17 protein-coding genes are annotated in these 20,440 nt (G+C 57.7%); 7 read left to right on the top strand and 10 right to left on the bottom strand.

The features are described from left to right. Positions 1–198: 198 nt before the first annotated feature. The 4 genes from FG381_RS01935 (at position 199) to FG381_RS01950 (ending at position 3,543) form a co-directional block, all read left to right on the top strand. Positions 199–540 (top strand): H-NS histone family protein, encoded by a 342-nt coding sequence (locus tag FG381_RS01935; protein WP_139687289.1) that lies wholly within the window; start codon positions 199–201, stop codon positions 538–540. Between the two features lie 380 nt (positions 541–920). Continuing rightward, entirely contained in the window at positions 921–1,967 is a 1,047-nt protein-coding gene (locus tag FG381_RS01940; RefSeq protein ID WP_139687290.1) for an ABC transporter substrate-binding protein, read from the top strand. Further along, entirely contained in the window at positions 1,964–2,797 is an 834-nt protein-coding gene (locus FG381_RS01945) for an ABC transporter ATP-binding protein (protein WP_226960239.1), read from the top strand. Before FG381_RS01940 ends, FG381_RS01945 begins: the two co-directional genes overlap by 4 nt. After that, complete coding sequence (locus tag FG381_RS01950; RefSeq protein ID WP_139687291.1) at positions 2,794–3,543, top strand: ABC transporter permease; 750 nt, start codon at positions 2,794–2,796, stop codon at positions 3,541–3,543. The genes FG381_RS01945 and FG381_RS01950 overlap by 4 nt, the downstream gene beginning before the upstream one ends. A gap of 22 nt (positions 3,544–3,565) precedes the next feature. Here the strand turns inward: FG381_RS01950 and FG381_RS01955 are convergent, their stop codons facing one another. From FG381_RS01955 to FG381_RS01990, 8 genes are all read right to left on the bottom strand, one after another. Continuing rightward, positions 3,566–4,972 carry an MATE family efflux transporter gene (locus tag FG381_RS01955; protein WP_228025664.1) on the bottom strand — a complete coding sequence of 469 codons (1,407 nt, stop codon included), beginning with the start codon at positions 4,970–4,972 and terminating at the stop codon, positions 3,566–3,568. A 233-nt stretch (positions 4,973–5,205) separates the two neighbouring features. Next, positions 5,206–6,438: a dicarboxylate/amino acid:cation symporter gene (locus FG381_RS01960; RefSeq protein WP_139687293.1), complete on the bottom strand. Its 1,233-nt coding sequence runs from the start codon at positions 6,436–6,438 to the stop codon at positions 5,206–5,208. Positions 6,439–6,742: 304 nt separating this feature from the next. Then, positions 6,743–7,285: a hypothetical protein gene (locus tag FG381_RS01965; RefSeq protein WP_139687294.1), complete on the bottom strand. Its 543-nt coding sequence runs from the start codon at positions 7,283–7,285 to the stop codon at positions 6,743–6,745. A gap of 157 nt (positions 7,286–7,442) precedes the next feature. Beyond that, a complete protein-coding gene (locus FG381_RS01970) occupies positions 7,443–8,597 on the bottom strand; it encodes an autotransporter outer membrane beta-barrel domain-containing protein (protein ID WP_165697801.1) in 1,155 nt (384 codons plus the stop codon). A 453-nt stretch (positions 8,598–9,050) separates the two neighbouring features. Beyond that, positions 9,051–9,914 carry a hypothetical protein gene (locus FG381_RS01975; protein WP_139687296.1) on the bottom strand — a complete coding sequence of 288 codons (864 nt, stop codon included), beginning with the start codon at positions 9,912–9,914 and terminating at the stop codon, positions 9,051–9,053. 314 nt (positions 9,915–10,228) lie between these two features. Then, a complete protein-coding gene (locus FG381_RS01980; protein WP_139687297.1) occupies positions 10,229–11,326 on the bottom strand; it encodes a threonine synthase in 1,098 nt (365 codons plus the stop codon). A gap of 6 nt (positions 11,327–11,332) precedes the next feature. Next, entirely contained in the window at positions 11,333–11,716 is a 384-nt protein-coding gene (locus tag FG381_RS01985; protein ID WP_139687298.1) for a RidA family protein, read from the bottom strand. Positions 11,717–11,718: 2 nt separating this feature from the next. After that, positions 11,719–12,525, bottom strand: coding sequence for a helix-turn-helix transcriptional regulator (locus FG381_RS01990; RefSeq protein WP_165697802.1), 807 nt, complete (start codon positions 12,523–12,525; stop codon positions 11,719–11,721). 181 nt (positions 12,526–12,706) lie between these two features. On the opposite strand from FG381_RS01990, the gene FG381_RS01995 reads away from it, so the two are divergent. After that, on the top strand, positions 12,707–13,933 hold the full coding sequence (locus tag FG381_RS01995) for an alanine racemase (RefSeq protein ID WP_228025666.1): 1,227 nt from the start codon (positions 12,707–12,709) through the stop codon (positions 13,931–13,933). Positions 13,934–14,013: 80 nt separating this feature from the next. Here the strand turns inward: FG381_RS01995 and FG381_RS02000 are convergent, their stop codons facing one another. Continuing rightward, the gene (locus tag FG381_RS02000; protein ID WP_139687300.1) at positions 14,014–15,114 is read right to left on the bottom strand and encodes an adenosine deaminase family protein; all 1,101 of its coding nucleotides are present in this window, start codon (positions 15,112–15,114) and stop codon (positions 14,014–14,016) included. A gap of 171 nt (positions 15,115–15,285) precedes the next feature. Between FG381_RS02000 and dcuC the strand changes: the two genes are divergently transcribed. Together dcuC and FG381_RS02010 are read left to right on the top strand one after the other, a co-directional pair. After that, on the top strand, positions 15,286–16,659 hold the full coding sequence (gene dcuC / locus FG381_RS02005) for a C4-dicarboxylate transporter DcuC (RefSeq protein ID WP_139687301.1): 1,374 nt from the start codon (positions 15,286–15,288) through the stop codon (positions 16,657–16,659). A gap of 302 nt (positions 16,660–16,961) precedes the next feature. Next, complete coding sequence (locus FG381_RS02010) at positions 16,962–19,394, top strand: sulfatase-like hydrolase/transferase (RefSeq protein WP_228025671.1); 2,433 nt, start codon at positions 16,962–16,964, stop codon at positions 19,392–19,394. Positions 19,395–19,468: 74 nt separating this feature from the next. Here the strand turns inward: FG381_RS02010 and FG381_RS02015 are convergent, their stop codons facing one another. Continuing rightward, positions 19,469–20,308 carry a hypothetical protein gene (locus FG381_RS02015; RefSeq protein ID WP_139687302.1) on the bottom strand — a complete coding sequence of 280 codons (840 nt, stop codon included), beginning with the start codon at positions 20,306–20,308 and terminating at the stop codon, positions 19,469–19,471. Positions 20,309–20,440 lie beyond the last annotated feature (132 nt).

Genomic DNA, 20,440 nt, shown 5'->3' on the forward strand with positions numbered 1-20,440 from the left:
AATTTTGGGCAGCGGCCTTCCCATTCTGATTGAAGCCATTCAAACGGCTCCTTTTTCTATTGGAGAGCTTTGTCTCCCAGACCTTTCCATCGATTAATTCAATAAACCGCTGCTGCGGGGACGCGCAGAGGGATAGCCAGTCAGGAATGAATTGCGTAGAATACCCTTTATTCCACTACCCTCCCAAAGGTTCAAAGAATGACTAGCGACGAAATCATTGAGCAGGTCAATGCCCATCGTGAAAAAGAATCAAAGCTCTTAGAGGAATGGCAGGAACTCCGCGCCCGCGCGCAGGAAGAATGCATCCGTCTCATTGACGTTTTCGAATTTACCGCCTCTGATCTTCATCTCGGCAAAGACGGCAAGGCCATCAAGTCGCCCGTCAGAAATGCCGGCGTGCCGAAGTTCATCAACCCCGACGGCCCCGAAACCTGGACGGGCCGCGGCAAGCGTCCCCAGTGGTACATCAAGGCCAAGGAAGCCGGCTACACGGACGACGACATGCTGATTGCCAACAATACGCCTGTCGAGACCAAGTAAAAATTTAAGAGAAATCTTTATTTCTCTGAAGCACTCGCCCTGCTCTCCCGTTCCGGTGAGCAGGGCTTTCTTTTTTTATTTCTTCAAAGAGAGAGGAATTTTACTGAGAAAAAACGGATTCCGAATTGACAATCTCACTTAGCGGCAGCGCTTCTCTTGATGGAAAGCGCAGAAGAAAGACGGCAGTAATTAATTTGAATTGACAGATCAAATGCCTGAAATCTTCTGCTTCAGCCTCTGCATCCAATTTTCGAACATTGGGTAATACCCTGATGCGTCTCAGAAATTCCTGAAGCTGCCGCCTGTAGGGTTTGGGTTCCAGAAGAACGTCCGCGTCCATCCCAGGACAATGCGGGCGAAATAGAAGCGGAAGGAATCCCATGACCCATCAGGAAAAAAGAATTTATGCGCTCTCGAGAAGAGCATTGATTGAGAATGCCGGCAAAGTGCTCCTCGCTGCAGGCGCAGTCGGCGGACTTTCCGGAATCACTGGAAAGTCACATGCCGCAGAAGCCCGAAATTCCAAATCATCCATTCCATCGGGAACAGCTTCCATCGCGGCATTGCCCGCAATTGATGCCATTCTTCTCTATGCGGCAGAAGCCGACGGCCTCTTCAAGTCCAAAGGCCTCGACGTCAAAATCGTCCCATTCATGAGTGCGCTCGAAATGACTGCTGCGCTGCGTGCAAAACGCATTTCCGGTCAATACACCAACCTCATGACGACAATTACCCAGCAGGCGAACGGCATTGATGCTTCCATTGCTGCCACTACCTGGCACACGGATCCGAGGCGCCGCGCTTTCGGTTTTGCCGTTTCTCCCAAACATGTCTCAGAGGTGCCGACTCTCGATGCCTTAAAAGGAAAGACCGGCATTTCCACTGCAGCGAGCTCCGGCACAATCACCGACTGGATGCTCGACAACTTCATCGCAAATGCCGGAATTCCGGAAAAATCACTCAAGCAGATTGAAATTCCGCAGATTCCCATCCGACTGCAGCTTCTCATTTCCGGGAAGCTTGAGACAGCGCTCTTTTATGAGCCGCTCCTCACGCTGATTGAATTAAAGGGCGGCAAAGTCATTTGGGACGACCGCAAATTGAATGAACCGCTTTCAATGATCTCTCTCAGAAGCGAATACCTCACAGAGGATTTCGTTCTGCCATTTCGCCGGGCGCTCGCAGAAGCGGCGCGCCGCGTGGATGATGCACCAGGGCTTTACCTGAAGCTCGCTCAAAGAAAGCGTCTGATACCAGAGAACATCGTCAAAGGCTATGTGCTTCAGAAATTCGGAGGCTTCCCGACGCCGGACGGCCTGCCGGAGCTCCTGGGCAGAGACGTCGTGAAGCGTGCCTCAGACTGGCTCATTCGCCGCGGAATTCTCTCAAAAGCGCCGGATCTCGAAAGCGTCGTCTGCCGCTTTTGAGAAAGAGAGGAAAGATCACGACGACTAGTTCGAAGCTCAGACACGCCGCAGGGCTTCAGGTTCGGCGCCTCTCGGTCAGCTACGGACCGGAACCCGTGCTCAAGGACCTTTCCTTCACGCTGCCCGCCGGAGCATCGCTTGCCATCGTGGGAGAATCCGGCTGCGGAAAGACGACGCTTCTCACGACGCTCGCGGGGCTCCTGGAGAAGGATTCGGGCGATGTCGTCTGGTGCGATGCTTCCGGCGCCGCAATTCCCCGACTCCATTCGAGCTTTGTCTGGCAGAACCTCGGCTTGCTGCCGTGGAAAACCGTACGCGACAATCTCGCGCTGCCGCTGAAGCTCAGGAATGCGCGTCGGAATCCCGCTGAAAGCACGACGCTTAGAGACGCCATGCTCGATGAACTCGGTCTCTCGCGTTTTGCCGATCGCACGCCGGCAGAGCTCTCCGGCGGGCAGCGTCAGCGCCTCGCCATCGGACGCGCGTTGATTGCGGCGCCCGACGTGCTTTTCATGGATGAGCCTTTCTCGGCACTCGATGCGCTTCGCCGCGAGCGTCTGCAGGATTTCCTTGCCGACATGCAGAGGCGCCGGCCTCTGACGATGATTTTCGTCACGCACGACATTCCGGAAGCCGTATTTCTTGCCTCCCACATTCTGCTCCTTGCCGCCAGCCCGCCGAGAGTGCTTGAGCTCTACGAGAATCCGTCCTGGGAGTCGGATCGCCATTCAGGAGACCGTGAGTCTCCGAAATATGCCGAAGCCATCCGGCACGTCCACGCGCGCCTGAGAGAAGCGTGCGCCGCCGCGAATAAAGGAGCTTCAGCATGAAAACCACTCTCCTTCGTTATTCAGCTGCGGCCGCAGTGCTCTTTCTTCTCTGGGAAGCGGCGAGCGTGCTTCTCGGCGAAGACATCATCCCGAGTCCCGCTGCCGTACTCAGAGCGCTTCAGGAAGCTCTGATGAATCCCGACCTCGCGAGGCATGCCGCGGTTTCCGCCCGGCGTCTCGCAGAGGCGCTCGCCGTAGCGATTCTGACAGGCTTCCCGCTCGGACTCCTTTTCGGGCACTCCCCGAAGGCGGACTGGCTGGGCGCGCCCATCACCTTCATCACGCTGCCGCTTCCCAAAATCGTGCTTCTACCGGTCTTCTTTACGGTCTTCGGTCTTGGAGACGCCTCGCGGGTTCTTCTCATCGCGCTCGCCACGGGATTCCAGATTCTCGTCATCGTCCGCGAACATGCTCTGAAGCTCGATCCCTCCTATGAGAAGGCGCTTCGCTCCATGGGAGCCAACCGGTGGGAGCGCATTCGGCACGTCTATCTGCCGGCAGCGCTGCCATCGCTCTTCACGGCGCTCAAGGCCTCTGCGGGCACTGCCATGGCCGTTCTCTTTCTCGCGGAAAGCTTTGCCACCGACTCCGGACTCGGCTGGCTCATCATGGATGCCTGGGGATTCGGCGACAATCTGAGGATGTTTGTCGGCATTCTCGGAATGAGCGTGCTCGGGCTCCTCCTCTACGGGGCGATCAGCCTCGGCGAAAGGCTCTGCTGCAGCTGGATGACGCCATCAGCCTGAGGAGACAAAAGGTGCAGAGGGCTTAAGTCTTCTTCGTCAGCTTCTGAAGCCAAATGCCGCTCTTCAGGCGCATGAGGAAGATGCCGCCCCTCACGATCAGCTCGGCGCACATTGCGCTCCAGACGCCGACGAGCCCGTAGACGGGAGCGAGGAACCAGGCGAGCGTGAGGCGCACCACCCACATGCTCGACAAATTCATGACGGCAGGAATGAGCGTATCGCCGGTACCGATGAAGGCGCTGTAGGACACAATCGCCGCGGCAAACATGGGCTCCGCCCAGGCTTCGATGCGAAGCACTTTGGTGCCGAGCTCAATCACCTCGGGCACATCCGTCATGATGCCCATGAGAAGCGGTGCGGCGAAATAAAGCACCACGCCCATCACGGTCATGACGACCATGCCGGCGCCGACGCATTTGTAGGCGATGCGCTTTGCGAGATCGAGGCGCTTCGCGCCGACGGACTGACCAACAAGGGTCGAGGCCGCGTCGCCGATCCCGTAGCCCGGCATGTAGCAGAGGCTCTCGGCGGTAATGCCGAGCGTATGCGCTGCAATCGCAACAATGCCGAGCGGCGCCACAATGGCAGTCGAGAGAATCTGCGCGCCGCACATGAGAATGCGCTCGGCAGCCACAGGAGACGCAATTGAAAAGGCTCTCCGCAATACGGCCGCCTGAGGAATGAAGCTTCCGGAGCGCCCCACGAGCGAGAGGAACGGCGAGCGCACTACGAGCATCCACAGCACGATGGCGCCGACAATGGTTTCCGCAATGCCGGTTCCGACGGCCGCCCCGATGATGCCGAGATCCGCCCCCGGAACCGTCAGGGAAAGGCCGAAGAGCGTATAGGTGGTCGTTGGGAAGATGAGAAGAAAATTAAAGAAGCAGTTCAGAATGCACATGAGGATCCCGAGGTAGCTCGGAGTCTTCATGTCGCCCGTGGCCCTCAGGAGCGCTCCGGCGAGCCAGCCGAAAAACGTGGCCGGAAGGAAAAGCGCCATCATGAGGAAGTAGTCTGACGCGTTTCCTGCAATCGACGGGTCGCCGCCGAGCCAGACGGGAAGATGGGAACTGATGAGAAAGCCCGCCGCAGCGAGAACGGCAGAAAAAGTCATGACCGTGGTGAAGGCCTGACGAACGATGCTTCGAGCCGCGTCGAAATCCTCTGCGCCGATGCGGTGCGCCGTCTGCACCGAAAACCCCATGATCGAGGCGCCGCCGATGCCGTAGAAAAGCCAGAGCGTCGTGCTCACGAGCCCGACCGCCGCAGAATCCGCTGCGCCGAGGTGCCCCACCATCGAAGCGTCGATGTACTGCATCAGGATGTAGGAGACCTGAGCGAGCGCTGCAGGGACCGCAAGCCGGATGACGAGTTCGAGCTCGTCGCGCACGCTGAGCTCGCGCCCGCTGCGGAGCGTCTGTAGGAGCAAAGAGGTTCTGCTGGGACTCGAACTCATGGATGAAAAGAAAAATCAAAAACGGCCGCTGAAATTCAGAATGAATCTTAGACCCGATCCGGAAATCGCTACTGCCTGTTTCTTTCTGCGCGATGCCCGAAGCAATCAGAATAGATCTTCGGCATTTTAAAAAGGCAGCCCCGGCAAAAACCGGAACTGCCTCCTTGTGGTTCAGAACGGAACCCGAAAAGCGTGAAGCGTCAGACTCAGGCTTCGCCTTCCTGATAGGGTTCGCTGTTGAGGTCCCCTTCAAGACTCGTCACAACGACGGCGGAAGCAACGTCGCCCACGACGTTGATCGACGTGCGGATCATGTCGAGGATGCGGTCGATGCCGGCGATGAGGGCCACGGCTTCGAGCGGAATGCCCACCTGCGTGAAGACGACGGTCGTCATGATGAGGCCGGCGCCCGGGACGCCCGCGGTGCCGATGGCGGCGAGAACGCCCATCAGAACGACGGTGAGCTGATCGGTAAGCGTGAGATGAATGCCGAAGACTTCAGCCGCGAAGATCGCGCAGACGCCCATGTAGACGGCGGTGCCGTTCATGTTGATGGTATTGCCGAGCGGAATCGAGAAGGAAGCGATGGAGCGCGTGGCGCCGAGCTTTCTTGCTGCAGAAAGGTTGGCCGGAAGCGCAGCCGCCGACGAACAGGTCGTGAAGGCGACGAGCCAGGGCTCGAAGATGCCCTTCAGGAACTTCACCGGATTGGTCTTGCCGATGACGGCAACCATCGGGATGAGGATCAGGAAGACAAGAACGACCGTCGCAAGGAATGACGTAAGGATGAGGGAGAAAAGCGGAAGGAGCACCGAAAGACCGTGCTTCGCGACCGTGAAGGCAATGAGGCCGAAGACGCCGATCGGAGCGTACATCATGACGTAGCCCGTCACGCGGATCATCACGTCGCCCACGAGCTCAAAGAAGCGAAGGACGGGCTTGCCGCGTTCGCCGAGCGACGCGAGGCCGAAGCCGAAGATCACCGCGAAGAAGATGATCTGGAGCATCGAGCCGTTCGCCATCGCTTCCATCGGATTGATCGGAACGATGTTGAGGAGCGTGTCAGTGAGGCTCGGCGCCTTCACGGCCTTGGCGACGAGACCGTCGGTCGAAAGGTCAAGACCCAGCCCCGGCTGAATGAGGTTGGCAAAAAGCAGACCGATCGCCACGGCGATGGCCGTGGTGACGGCATAAACGAGAAGCACTTTGCCGGCAACGCGGCCGAGCTTCGAGGTATCCGAAATGCCCGCGGCGCCCGCAATAATCGTGGCGATAACCAGAGGCACCACCACCATGCGGATGAGGCGGATGAAGAGCGTGCCCAGGGGCTGCAGATAGGTCTGTGCGAATTGAGAGTCGACGATGGCGCCGACGATGACGCCGAGCGCCAGGCCGATCATCATCTGCCAGGCCAATGAAATCTTTAGTTTGCCAGCCATTATGGGTCTCCTCGTAATAAGGCTGAATAAAAAAAGGCAGCAGGCCGAATCGAACATGAACGGGGCTTAGCGCGCTTTGTGCTTCCCTCTCCTCTTCCGGCAAGCTGCCTTTGCGTCTCGACGTAAAGATTAGCCTTATTACCGCGAATATTTGATTAGGGATAATCCTCCTTTACGTTTGTAAAGACCGCTGGCGTTCCCAGGACATTCGTGCTTTTGTTAATGCATGTCCTTGACGCAATTCATCTAGGTGGGCGCGGGTTCTCAGGAGAAAATGCATGAGGGAAAGAAGTCTTGCGAAGTCTTATTTCGAGGAGTCCTCTTCCTGCGATGCATCCGAAGCCTGATCCTTCATTTCCTTTTCGCGGCGCATGCGGTCCTTTTGGTCGAGGTACCGAAGGACGCGAAGACGCCGGAAGTCCGCAATGGCCTGTATGAGGAGCGCCTGAGCGAACGCTGCGAGCGACTGGCAGAGCACGAGCGTGAGCGAAAGCGAATCCATGCTCGTGCCGAAGAGATAAGGCTGCGCGTAAAAGAGGATGAGCGTGAGGATGGTGTAGATCCACCCGCGGCGCCAGAGCGACCGGCAGCGGAGTTCAGCCGGATCCTCAAGGTCGCCCCGCTGAAGGAGAAAGACGACGAGCTTCACCGGGATGGCGCTTCGGACTTCAAATTCATCGGCGGCAAGCGACAGCCAGGAAGAAGCATCCACCGCCTCCTTCCTGAGGCGCGCCGAAAGCTTCAGCGCCCGAAGCGGCCAGATGAGGCGCACAAGCTGCATGCCCAGGTAGAGGTTTGCCAGTACGAATACCAAGCCCGCAAGAATCCAGTCGAAAGAAAATGTCATCAATTGCCCTGCCCGATCAGGCGGTTTGAAAACGATAGAAGCAACTCTAGCGCGGTCCTGAAGAAGCGGATAGAAAAATCCCGGAGCAGCCGGTGAAGGAACGCTCCGGGATGATTCAAGCTAAAAGCCGCAGACCCGAAGGTCTACGCCAGCGCCGTTACCAGCAATAGCGGGTGCCGACGGAGTAGCGGTAGTTTTCCTGGTAATCCGATCCATTGGCGCGGGTGAGAGAACCATAGAAGGACCAGTTGTCCTTCACGTTGATCTGGCCGCCGAAGCCGTAGGAAACCCACGTGCCGCCCAGGTCTTCGGAGAGCTTCTGCACTGCAGAATCGCCGCGGCGGGCATACGCATCGCTCTCGCCCTGGAAGTCGTGATTGACGGAAGCCGTGAGGTAGACCGAACCCGCGCCGTCAGCAACGTTCATGCCGGCCTGGAAGCCGAGACGACCGACGAGCGTCTGGAAGTCGTCCTGGTCAACGCGGATCTCGTTTGCCGCCGTATAGTCGGCGCCCTTCACGAGGCCGTAGGAGAGTTCAGCCTGCGGCGTGAGGTAGAAGGTCTTCGAGATATCCCAGCGATAGCCCACTTCAGCTGAAACGCCGAAGGTCGTATTGTCGTAGGAGCTCTTGAAATCCGTGACCGTCGCAACATCCACGTCGGTGCTCATGCGGCCCACGCGGGCAATGAGGTCGACGTAGCCGCCGAACGGGAAGAAGGCCGTGCCGTAAGCCGCGAGGTTGAAGCTGTCGGTCGAGGATTCGCCGTTCGAGAAGTCCGCCTTCGAATCCGTGTAGCCGAACGCGCCGCCCACGATCCAGTTGTCGCCGACGCGCACGTCAGCACCGACCTGGATGGTATTGCCTCTCACCTTCGTGGAAACCGAGTCCTCGAGCTTCGCTTCAGCGCCGTATACGCGCGCCCAGGTGCCGACGGAGCCCTGGAGATTGCGCACTTCGCCCAGACGTTCAGAGAGGTGGTTCACTTCGTAGCGCCACTGGGCGAGATTTGCACCGGCCGTCTTCCTGGCTGCAACGAGCGTGGGAGAAAGACCGCTCGCGTCGCCGAGCGTGGTGACGGTACCGTTTTCGGGGTTGTATTCCCAGGCTGCGGTAAGGTCGCTCGCTTCGCCGCCCGTGAAGCCCTTCATCAGTTGTTCGGAATTGGCGGAAATAATGTCGTTCTTAATGGCGTTCAAAGCAGCCGAGGCAGTACCGTAGGTTTCCGTAACCTTGCTGCCGGCGCGGAGCTTCAGATTGCCGTTCAGCTTTTGAATAGCAATGCCGCCCTTTTTGACTGTATTAAAAGTCAAAGAGGAATTATTCGCAGTCAGATTTTCTGATTTAAAGTTGCCGGACTCTTGAACCAGATTTTGATTAGCAAGCGAGATGCTGCCCAATGAGCTCACGTCGCCGTTCAAAATGGTATTCGCAATCTTTTCTGAATGATTCGAGAGGCTTAAACTGCTCTCAGCATCCTTCAACGTTACATTACCGTAGATAACTGCAGTATCGGCTGAAATATTAGTATTACTTCTCTCAGATGAAACATTACCCTGAATGGATATGACAGGAGATTTCAGAGAAACATCTGTCTGGTCGCCTGTCTTATTATTTAAACGAAGAGCATCACCAGCACCATCAACAGAAATTGATAGATCTTTTTCTGCCTCCAACTGAATATTTGTACTTCCCGAATTAGTCTCGGCCCGAGTCAAATATATGCCCAAATCTGACCCATGAATATCAATAGATTTAGCCTCAATTCATAAATTCGCTGACTTAGAGCCCTTGTAATCGCCGCCACGGTCGTGAACAATAATCCCAGCACCAACTGCAGTATTGTTCGTACTCGCTACAGTTCCAGAAATAGTTACTGTTTCAGCATTGGTAATGGAAAATGAAGCTGGTTTAACAGCGTCGCCTGATGAACTGCAGAAAAGTTGCACGGCACCACGACCGCCGCCTGATTCCTTGGCATATTCATTAGCAATATAAATATTTTTTACATTATCAAATGAAATTGCAGAATCAGCCTGAACAAATATACCACCGCTAGCTCTAGAAATGGAATTAAAGTTATCAATATTTTCGAAGCTAAGTTTAGAACCAGTACCTCCCCACAGATTCGTCACATAATCCACTTCAAGAGGTTTATCTTTCCACCCAAAATTAACATCATGAATGTCAGATATCTCAATCTGTCCCCCCTTAGTCATCATAAATGGCGTCTGATCATCGGGAGCCGTATCTTTTTTGGGATCATCCTTATTGTTGTAGAAAGGATAATGTTTAAATTTAGTATCCGTCAACACATTAAACGTGCTGAATTTACTAAAAATAATTTTACTTCCAGTTCCTGTAACAAAGAAATATGAATTTACCCTATCATTCTTATCATTACGGACAGTCAAGTTTCCTGACGTAGTTCCAGACCCCGAAAAAGTCAGCTGATTACCATTTTCAATTTTGTAATAGTTGATATTATATTGGTCATCAGCTGGTTTTTCGAAATTATTGGAATCAATTACCACATTGCCACTGATGGTATGAGAGTCAGTAGCAGCAGCATTCGCGAACAAAGCTGTCGAAGCCAGCAAAACGGCAATAGAGATCGTCGAATATCTCATTTCAAACTCCAAATAGTCACGACAAACCTCCTCCGACAAGAGAGGTTTGTCGCTTATAAACGACTGTCCGAGTCTAGTTGTTCCACACCATCCTGCCGCAGCAGATTTGAAACCTCCCTCATGAATTGCTTAATTTTCAAAATGTTATGATCGTTTACAGATAAAGCAATGTTGTTTACAGACAACTTTCTGAGAGCTCCGACTGCCCGCCATCCCCATCTCTTTGAAGCGCAAAAAGCCCGGCCTCTCCTGCGCGCAAACGTCAGAGGAGCACCGGGCTTCAAAACGCTCAGATTGACTTTGATCTTAGAAAATCAGTGATCCGACTTGATCCCCGCCCCGCAGAGCGTGATGAGCACGTCAGTCGCCGGTCCGTAAAGCTCGCAATAGCGGTCCCAGGCGGCAAAGTTGGCTGCCGTCGTGTGCTCGATGTAATAGCCCTCACGAGCCACCGCAGCGCGCGCGGCGAGGATCTTGTCCTCGGGCGCCGTCACCACCGTGATGTCGTGACGCTTCATCATGTCGAGGATTTCGCGGCCGCGAAGGGGCTTCCCGATCGCAATGCCTTCCGCAATCGTGGGCTTCACGTCGACCGAAACGGGATCGTCCTTCCCGGCTTTTCTCGCCTGGTAGAGCGGATCGCAGTATTCGCTCTGAAGCGCCACAATCTTCGGGAACTTACGGATCGCGCCCGATTGATGGAGGTGTTCAAGGGCCTTCACCGCACCAATGAAGAGCGTGCCGTTTCCGACCGGAAGCACCACATGCTCGGGGATGCGTCCGAGCTGCTCGAAGACCTCGTAGATGTAGGCCTTCATGCCCTCATAGAAGAAAGGATTCACGACGTGATTGGCGTAGTAGACGCCTTCATCCTTCACGCGGGCGCGGCAGACATCGGCGCAATGGTCGCGCGAGCCCGGAATCACATGCACTTTTGCGCCGTGCGATTCGATCATGGCGATCTTCTTGGGGCTCGTTCCTTCCGGGACATAGATCTCGCACCTGATGCCGGCACGGGCGCAGTAGGCGGCAACGGAATTGCCGGCGTTCCCGCTCGAATCCTGCACGCACTCGGCGACGCCGATCGACTTCATATGCGCGACGAGCCCCGCGGCGCCCCGATCCTTGAAGGACAAGGTCGGCATGGCGTAGTCGACCTTCACGAACATGCCGGGCTTCAGCTCCACGGTCGGAGTGAGGCCCTCGCCGAGCGAAACCTCCCGCCAGGAGTCGCCGTCGAGCGCCATGAATTCGCGATAGCGGAAGATGCTCCATTCCTTCCTGTCGATTTTCTCGTCATTCCACTTCGGCGGCGTGTAATCGAGTTCAAAAAGTCCGCCGCAGGAGCAGACGGGCTCGCGGGTCGTCGCCGGGGTTTTCCTGCCGCAGCAGGTGCAGATGTAGTTGAGCATTCTGAATTACTCCTCATTGAGCTCAGCAATCGCCTCAATTTCAACGAGGCATCCGAAATGAAGGGGCGTCGTCGACACAACGACGCGTCCGGGTTTGTGTTCTCCGAAGAAGTCGCGGTAGACCTCATTGATCGCGCCCCAGTATTCGTTCGAGGGCGTATAGACGCGGCAGAAGACCACCTGATCGCGACGAACGCCCGCGGCCTTCAGAATGCGGTCGAGATTGTCGAGCGCGAGCGCAGCATGCTCGCGGATCCCGCCCGTACAGGGTTCGCGCGTATCCGGATTGATGGAAAGCTGTCCGGAAACATAAAGCATGCCGTGCGAGACGACGGCTGCGCTGTAATGGCCGGGATTGGTTCCCTTGAAGCCCGGATCAATGAATTTCATTTTTATCCCCTCCAGTATGGTGTTTTGCCGAATCTCGCCATGCGTCTGATCTGGTCGAGATCGCTGTAAATCGTTACCTTCGAGACGCCGAGCCGGTCGGCGGCGTGTTCAAGCGCGCCCTTCATGAGGAAGATGCCGCGGGAATCCATGAAGGAAAGGAGCTTTACCCGGTCTTCCCGCGTCCAGGAAGACTTTCTCCCCGGACGATTGGATGATGCCTCGGCCGATGCCGTCTTCTTCCCTGCCTCATCCACCATGCGGTCGATAAGATCAAATACCGCGTCGGCAACGCTCTTCCCTGCGGCAAGTTCTTCTTCCCGGGCATCCTTCTGCGCCGGCTCTGCCGCACCGGAGGACTTTCCAAATGCAGCTTTCATTTCAGGAGGGAGAAATGCTCCAAGGCGCTCGAGCGCCTCGGCGTCGGCGGATACGTCCTGATTAACGCAGAGCGCGCCCGCGAGCTTCCCGTCGGCGGCTCGGATCAGCATCGTGACCGAACGGATCAGCTTTTCGACACCGTTTTCATCCTTGTGCCTGAACCACCAGACCGGGAGCAAATCGCCTTTTTCAGGATGCTCGCCCCGAAGAAGCATCTCTTCGACGAGGTGCCTCACGCCCTGTCCCACCTTTCGATCCGTGACATGTCCGTTGACGACGTAGACCACGGAATGAACGGGGTCGGTGAGGTCGTGAAGCACGACTTCCGTCTGCGCGCCGCCTGCGAGCGCCACCAAATCAGCCGTCATCCGCCAGGGCGCGAGAGCGCCCGGAACCGGTGTCATATCTGAAGCGTTGTCGTTCTGAGGCATCTTCGCTGCGCGCATCCGAAAAAGGTTGAAAGGTAGAGAAAATAGTATTCCATAACTTTTTATATTCTGCAATCCTCAAAAATTTATGGATTATTTCAATTCTCGCAAATGAATTGCGCATCAGCGCCTGCTGAAATCCCCGCGGTGATAGAATTTTTTATACATCCCAGGAGGAGCCTTCATGATGAACAACTGCGGCGCATTAGCCATCCTCTCGCCCGAATCGCTCGGCAAATTCGCGCCCGATACAGCGCAGTCCCTGATCGGTCTCTCCGTCAATGATCCGCGCGTGCCGACGCCCTCATTTCTGATTGAGGACGAGAAGCTCGAAAAGAATCTTGAACGCGCGAGAACCCGGGCCCGGGAGCTCGGCGTCGCGTTCCGTCCGCACCTCAAGACGCACAAATCCATCGTGATTGCACGGCGGCAGATGACGTCGCCCGAAGGTCCCGCCACCGTTTCAACGCTGTCGGAGGCAAGATACTTTGCGGCGAACGGCGTCAAGGACATGATCTATGCGGTTGGCATTGCACCGCAGAAGCTCGCGGAAGTCGCGAGGATCCGGGCATTGGGCGTCGACCTCAAGATCATTCTCGACAGCGTGGAAGCCGCAAAAGCCGTATCGGACTTCTGCCGGGAGCATGGGACGGAAATTCCGGTGCTGCTCGAAATCGACGTGGACGGGCACCGTTCGGGGCTCGCTCCCGAATGCGATGAGCTCCTTCAAGCAGCAAAAGCGCTTCAGGACGGCGCCGGACTTGCGGGCGTTCTCACCCATGCGGGCGACAGCTACGAATGCAAGTCGATTGAAGCCATTATTGCCGCGGCCGAGGGCGAACGCGCCGGCATCGTGAAGGCGGCCGGGCGCCTGCGGGCAGCCGGATTCGAGGTCCCGATCGTGTCCGTGGGATCGAGTCCGACGCTCATGCATTCAAAGAGCGAATCCGGGGTTACGGAAATTCGCGCAGGCGTCTGCGCCTTCTTCGACCTCTTCATGACGAACCTCGGCGTCTCTAAAAAAGAAGACATCGCGGGTTCGGTTCTCGCCACCGTCATCGGGAGGCAGACGACGAAGAATCAGCTGATTCTTGATTCCGGGTTCCTTGCCCTGTCGCGAGACCGCGGCACCGCGCGCCAGAAACGGGACTACGGCTACGGACTCGTCTGCGATGCCGCGGGCGAGCCGCTCGACGACGGCCGCATCATCCTTGCCGGGACGAATCAGGAGCACGGCATCCTTACGCTCCCGGGCGATTCCTCTCTGAAGCTCGAGGACTTCCCGCTGGGAACGCGCCTCAGGATCCTTCCCAATCACGCCTGCCCCACGGCCGCGCCCTACAAATACATGCTGCTCGTCAGAAACGGGATCATTATCGACGTGCTCGAGCACGTCCGCGGATGGGATTGACGAGCGCCCGCAAAAAAGCCCCGTCAGGAGCCCCAAAAAGGTTCTGCCGGGGCTTTTGTTTTTCCGAGCGCCGCTTCTATTTAGGCAAGCGGCGGAAGCGCTGCCGCGAGACGGTCGAATTCGGGAAGCCACGTCTTCTTCCACTCGGCCTTCTCTGCGTCCGTCACCCAGGCGGCGTCGATGGAGTTCTCCACCATGGCGCGAAGGTCGGCAAGCGTGAACCCCAGGAAATTGAACATCAGGTACCAGGATTCGCTGATCCGGATGTGGTGCATGGTCGGATCGTCGCTGTTGGGGAAGAGCTTAAGCCCCATTTCGTGCATGCGGCGGATGGGGTGCTTCTGAGCCCACTCCTCGTCCGTAAAGGTTCTGAGGTAGTAGGAGTTGGTGGGAACCACGGCAAAAGGCATATTGAGCAACTTCGCGTGCTGCACGAGTTCGGGGTTGTCGATGATCGTGTAGCCGTGGTCAATGCGTTCGCACTTCAGAAGGTCAATGGCCGTTTCAACATTGCGCCAGTGTTCGCCGAATTCGCCCGCATGCGCCGTAATATGGAAGCCGGCGTCGCGCGCCATGAAGTAGGCCTTCCAGAAATTCTCGGGCTCGTGATTGGTTTCGCGGTAGTCGATTCCGAGGCCGATCGATTCGGGCTCGCGGTGCGCGATCATCTCGGACACAAGCTCGACGGCATCCTCAGGCGTCGCCTCGCGGTCGATCGAGGGGACAAGGCGCCCGATCACGCCGTAGCGCGCTTCGCCTTCGCGAAGTCCTTCGCAGATGGCGCGCTGAGCGGCCTCAAACGTCATGAAGTGCTTGAGGCCCGTCCAGTTCCAGAAGAATTCAATATAGCGGACGCCCTGCTTCGAAACGCACGCCATGTGCTCGATCGCAATGCGCTTCAGATATTCGGGCTTCCTGAGAATATGGGCTTCGAGCGCGCGGAAGATGCGCAGCACCCCCACGGGCTTTTCGCCGCGGGTGTAGAACCCCTCGATCTCCTCCATCGAAACCGGGGCGCCCGAATCGCGAACGAGGTCGATGAAGGTTTCGCGGCTGGTCGTGCCGAGCAGGTGGCAGTGCAGCTCCGCCTTGGGAAATTCAGAGAAGAAATTCTGCCATTCGGTCGGGAGCGTCCGGCTGAAGGGTGAGTCGGGAACAAAACCGGGATTTGTGCTGCGCATGGGGTCCTCGGACGAGAAAAACCAAAGAAACGAACAACTGCTTTCCGAACCGCATCAGGGAAATCTATGGCGGCCGGAAATGGGAGAGATTAGCGCACTTTCCATGCAGAGCGCATCCGGGAGCGGTATATTCCCCGACTTCCCAATTTCCCCCTCGACTTCTCTCCCCAAATGCTAGCCGCACTGATATCCGTCATTGTGCTCGTCCTTGCGGGCTGGGCCATTGCCAAGAATTACGACGCCAAGGTCGTGCTTTTCGCCGCCGGGCTGATTCTCATGTACGCCGCGCTCCTTCTCGGGCACGACGTGCTTGCCGCCAAGGCGACCTCAGGCCTCTCCTGGGTCGACCCCTTCAAGGCGATCAAGGATCTCTTCGTCCGTCAGTATTCGAATGCGGGCCTCATCATCCTCACGCTCTTCGGCTTTGCCGCCTACATGTCCCACATCGGCGCCAATGCCATGGTGATCCGGGTGATGAGCCGGCCGCTCGCGCACGTTCATTCGCCCTATGTTCTCGTGCCGCTCGTCTTCTGGCTCGGAACCCTTCTCTCGATCATCATCCCGAGCGCATCGTCCCTTGCCGTGATCCTGATGGCAACCCTCTACCCGGTCCTCAAGGCCGCGAAGATGTCGCCCCTTACGGCCGCAGGCGTCATCGCCACGACGGCGACGATCGTTCCGACGCCCCTGGGCGGCGACAACGTGGTTGCGGCCCGCGTGCTCGGCTTCGAGCACGTGGTCGACTACGTCTTCTACCACCACGCGCCGATCTCGATCCCCGCGATCATCATCATGGGCATCGTGCACTACTTCTGGCAGCGCTGGGAAGACAAGAAGGACCTCGAATCCGGGAAGGTCATCGCCGGTTCGATCGACGAATCGAAGCTCGAGGAGGATGAAACCGACGCCCCCGTCTGGTACGCGATCTTCCCCGTGCTCCCGCTCATTCTCACGATCTTCTTCTGGGCCTGCTTCAAGTCGGTCAAGATCGGCCTCGTTGAGATCACGCTCTTCTCCTTCGTCTGCGCCTTCATTGCCGAACTCGTGCGCAAGAAGAACATGAAGGGCTCGATGAAGGACGTGAACCTCTTCTTCCGCGGCATGGGCGACGGCTTCTCAAAGGTCGTCGTGCTGATCGTCGCCGCCTCCACCATGGTGGCGGGGCTCTCCGCAATGGGGCTCATCAGCATGATTTCGTCCTCCGTCTCGGGCGTTGAAAACGCGGGCGCGGGCCTCATGCTCGCCTTCTCGGGCATCACGGCGCTCATCACCTTCATCAGCGGTTCGGGAAACGCCGTCTTCTACAGCTTCATCGAACTCATCCCGCAGCTCGCGGAGAAAGCCGGCATCGACCCCCTGATGGTGGCGCTCCCCATGCAGCACACCTCGAACCTCATCCGTGCGGTCTCGCCGGTTTCGGCCGTGGTGATCATCGTTTCGGCAGTCGTCAAGGTGAATCCGCTCATGGTCGTGAAGCGCACCGCCGTGCCGCTTCTCTCGGGCTTCGTCGCGGTCCTCGTGATCTCCTTGATCCGCTACATGTGACGCAATAAGCCTTTCTTCTCTCAGAAAGCCCGGGCGAGCCGATCTGCTGCTCCCGGGCTTTTTTCGTAACGAGCGGCTTCCCGGGGCGCTGCGGCGATGGTGTCGCTCGTGAAAAGGAAAGCTCCGCGCGTCAGTTACTCCTGCAGTCATTTCAACGCCAGAATACGGCTCTCTTTATGCCCGGATGCCGGTATACAAATCGTGACCATCACGATTGAAGCAGAGGAGCCAGGTCGTCCGAGCCCGCACGCCGCATTTCTATAATCGCCCATCACATTTGTATACATGGGATTTCGATTTAGATGCACGTCACAGACCTTCCGCCGCAGGCAGAAAGCCGCTCGATCACGCCTGTCGAGATCCTTTTCTGGCTGCTCCTCCCGGCAGGGCTCCTCGCCTGGCTCATTCTCTTCCCGCCGCATTTGCTTGATCTCGCCCTTCAGCGCCTCATCTGGAAGAGCTTCAGCGAAGCCTGGCTCAATACGTACCTGACGGAATTCTGGCTCCATCAGCTTCCGAAGTTTATTTCGATTGCCGCCTATGCGGTCCTTCTTCTCCTCCTGATCCGGAGCTTTGTCCGGGAGAAGCGGCACGCATCCGCGAACGCTCAATGGTCGCGGCTCATGCGGGGACGAATGCTTTATGCGCTTCTCGCGGGCGCCCTCTCTGTCATTGCCGTCTGGTGGCTCAAGAAAACGACGGGCGTGAGCTGTCCCTGGAGCATCGAAGAATTCGGCGGGAGCGCTGAACTCACGAACCCGGCCTTCCCGCTCGGGTTCCGTCCGGGCGTCTGCTGGCCTTCGGGCGCAGCAGGAAGCGGCTTCTGCCTTCTTCCCTTCTTCTTCATGCTCCGGGGATTCGGGAAGAAAGTTTCCATCCTCGCCTTCGCAACTCCCCTGCTTCTCGGTCTCACTGCCGGAATCGGACGCATGCTCGCAGGCGCGCATTTCCTCTCGCATGTCGTCGACGCTTTTCTGGTCGACTGGCATATTTCGGGAGCGCTTTACGTCCTCATCTTCTGCCGCCGCGGATTCCTGAAGGCGTTTGCCTTGCTCTTCATGGGCTCCGGACGAACGAAAGAGGAAGAAGGAATGGGCGTCACGGGAAGACGCACCGCAGTGCGCCCTCCCTTTGCCGTATTGATCTTCGGACTCGGCCTCTGGTGGGCCTTCGTCTTTGATGCCCCGATGCTCCTGAAGCTCCTCGCTCCAAAAGGCGCGGCATCCCTCTCCTCCGCGGCGCTTGCCCTCGAATCCGGCATCGCCTTCGCGCTCGTGGGCGCGAGCCTCGCTGCGCTCCTCTCGCTTTTCCCCCGGATGATCTTCAGAGCGCTGCTTGTCTTTCTCACCATTCTGGGCGCCGTCTCCTTTGCCGCCGCATTTCTTTACGGCACGGCGATGACGCCGGACATGGTGCGAAACCTTATTGCTACCGATCCGGCTGAAGCCGCGGGCTACATCAGCGTGCGTTCGGTCTTCGTCTTCCTCTGGGCGCTGATTCCGCCGCTCTGGCTCTCCCTCAGGGGGAATGCCGCTCCAGCGCTCACCCTGCGTCCCGGGAAGACGGCGCTTTTAAAAGCGCTGGGGCTTCGGCTTGGCGGCGTTCTTCTTCCCGCCGCTGCGGGCGTTCTCCTGATTGCCCTCAACTTCCAGGCCTTTTCGAGCGCCATGCGGAACGACAAGTCGCTTCGCTACCTGATTGCGCCGGTCAATATTGTTTATTCGGCGATCAAAACCGCTGCGGCAGACGACTCCCCTGACGAGAAGCGCGTGCGTCTCGTGACCGATCCGGCGCCGAAGGCCGCCATTCAGGTTCGCCGGCCGACGCTTTTCGTCTTCGTTGTGGGCGAAACGGCGCGCGCCGCCAACTGGGGCTTGAACAGCTACGCCCGCGACACGACGCCGGAGCTCTCGAAAATAAAGCTCATCAACTTCCCGAAGGTCACGTCCTGCGGCACGTCGACCGACGTCTCGCTTCCCTGCATGATGAGCCGCATCGGCAGAAGCAATTACGACCGCGACCGGATACTCAGCGAGGAGTCGCTCCCGGCGCTCCTCGAGCGTGCCGGAATGAATGTGCTCTGGGTTGACAACCAATCCGGCTGCAAGGGAACGTGCGAAGGCATTCCGACGCGCGAAGTCTTTTGTCCGGACGGCAGGTGCCGCGACGACGACGTGCTGATCAGGGAGCTCGAGCGTGAAATTCCGAAGCTACCGGCTGATCGCCCGACGGTGCTCTTTCTTCACATGATCGGCTCCCACGGGCCCGCCTATTCAGAGCGTTCGCGGCAAGCCGCGAAGGCCTTTGAGCCCGAATGCAGAAGCGCCGATTTGGGAAGCTGCTCGCGCGAGGAGGTCGTCAATGCCTACGACAATTCGATCCGGGAAACCGACCGCGTTCTGGCCGGCCTCATCCGTCGGCTCGAAGCCCGGAGCGCACGACTCGACTCGGCGCTTCTCTACGTATCCGACCATGGGGAGTCTCTGGGCGAGTCCGGACTCTACCTGCACGGCGCCCCCTGGTGGATGGCGCCCTCGGAGCAAACCCAGGTGCCGATGATTTTCTGGATGAGCGACGGCTTCGCCCGGACCTTCAGACTCGACACGCAGTACATCCTGGCGAGATCCAGGGAACCGCTCTCGCACGAGAACCTCTGGTCGAGCGTTCTGGGGATTCTCGGGATTGAGAGCCGGACACTGAGGCCGGAATACGATTTCTCCGGGAGAAGCCGATAACAAAGGCCTTCCAAAAACAAAAGAGGCGCCGGGGGAACCGAAAACGCCTCTTCGATTTTGCCGCGGGGAAACGCTCAGGCGCGAAGGTCCTTGTCTTCGGCGAGCATGCCGAACATCTTCTCCACACGCCTGAACATCCTGCGGCAGTCTTCCGCCTGGGGATGAAGCCGCCTGAAAAGAAGTTCATAGCGGGAATCGGCCTTCGCGAGAATATCGAGCCGCTCCTTTGCCTCCAGGGTAACCGCTTGAGCCGCCGCGCGATGGATTTCGAGCACGAGATCGCCCACGGCCATGAGAAAGCTTTCGGGTTCAAGCACGGCCTTCGGGTCTTCGGGCAAAGCTTCCGCAACAGTCCCCCAGTAGCGCAGATCCGGATTCTTGAGGTCGATCAAGGTCTGCGCGGCAAGCGACACCGCCGTCACCAGATAATCGGGCGCAGCGTCCAGCGCGTTCCCTTCCGCCCAGGCATCCGAAATCCGGCGCTCCAGATTCGCTCTTGCAATCAAGCGGAAGGCAAGATCGAACTGTCCGGTACGGAGCGCCAGGATGCCTTCCGCCAGAGGCAGAAGCGCGCGCTGCCCGTGCGCATCGGATTCCCTGACCGCAGCGGCCATCCGGGGAAAATGGTTGAGCGCAATCTGTGCGAGCGCCATTGTCTGGCGTACGGGGGCATCAATGTGCGAGAGCGCGGCAAAAAGCGCCCGGAGGAGATTCTTTGCATAAAGAGGATCATCGAGCCGCTCTGCCGGAAGCGCTTCAAAGGCCGCCACCGCCGCCGGCCACCGCTGCAGTCCGTCGGCCGGAAGTCTTTTGAGAATTTCGAGGAGCCGCTCATCCACCGGCTGATCAGCCAAAGCTTCGCGCGGCACCTCCGTGGAAGGTTTTTTGAATTTGTCCTTCAGCCATCTGAACATGTATTTTTCCCCTGCTTGCTGTTGTTCATTCAGGAATTCCGCTTTAGCCGGATATGGACGATAGTACCGCCGGGGAGCGGCTCCCCGCCTCTGCAGATTTCCTGAGGCGTTCAGGAAAGCGTTTCTTCCAAA

Origin of the sequence: Sutterella faecalis, from assembly GCF_006337085.1 — a bacterium.
GTDB classification, from domain to species: Bacteria; Pseudomonadota; Gammaproteobacteria; order Burkholderiales; family Burkholderiaceae_F; genus Sutterella; species Sutterella faecalis.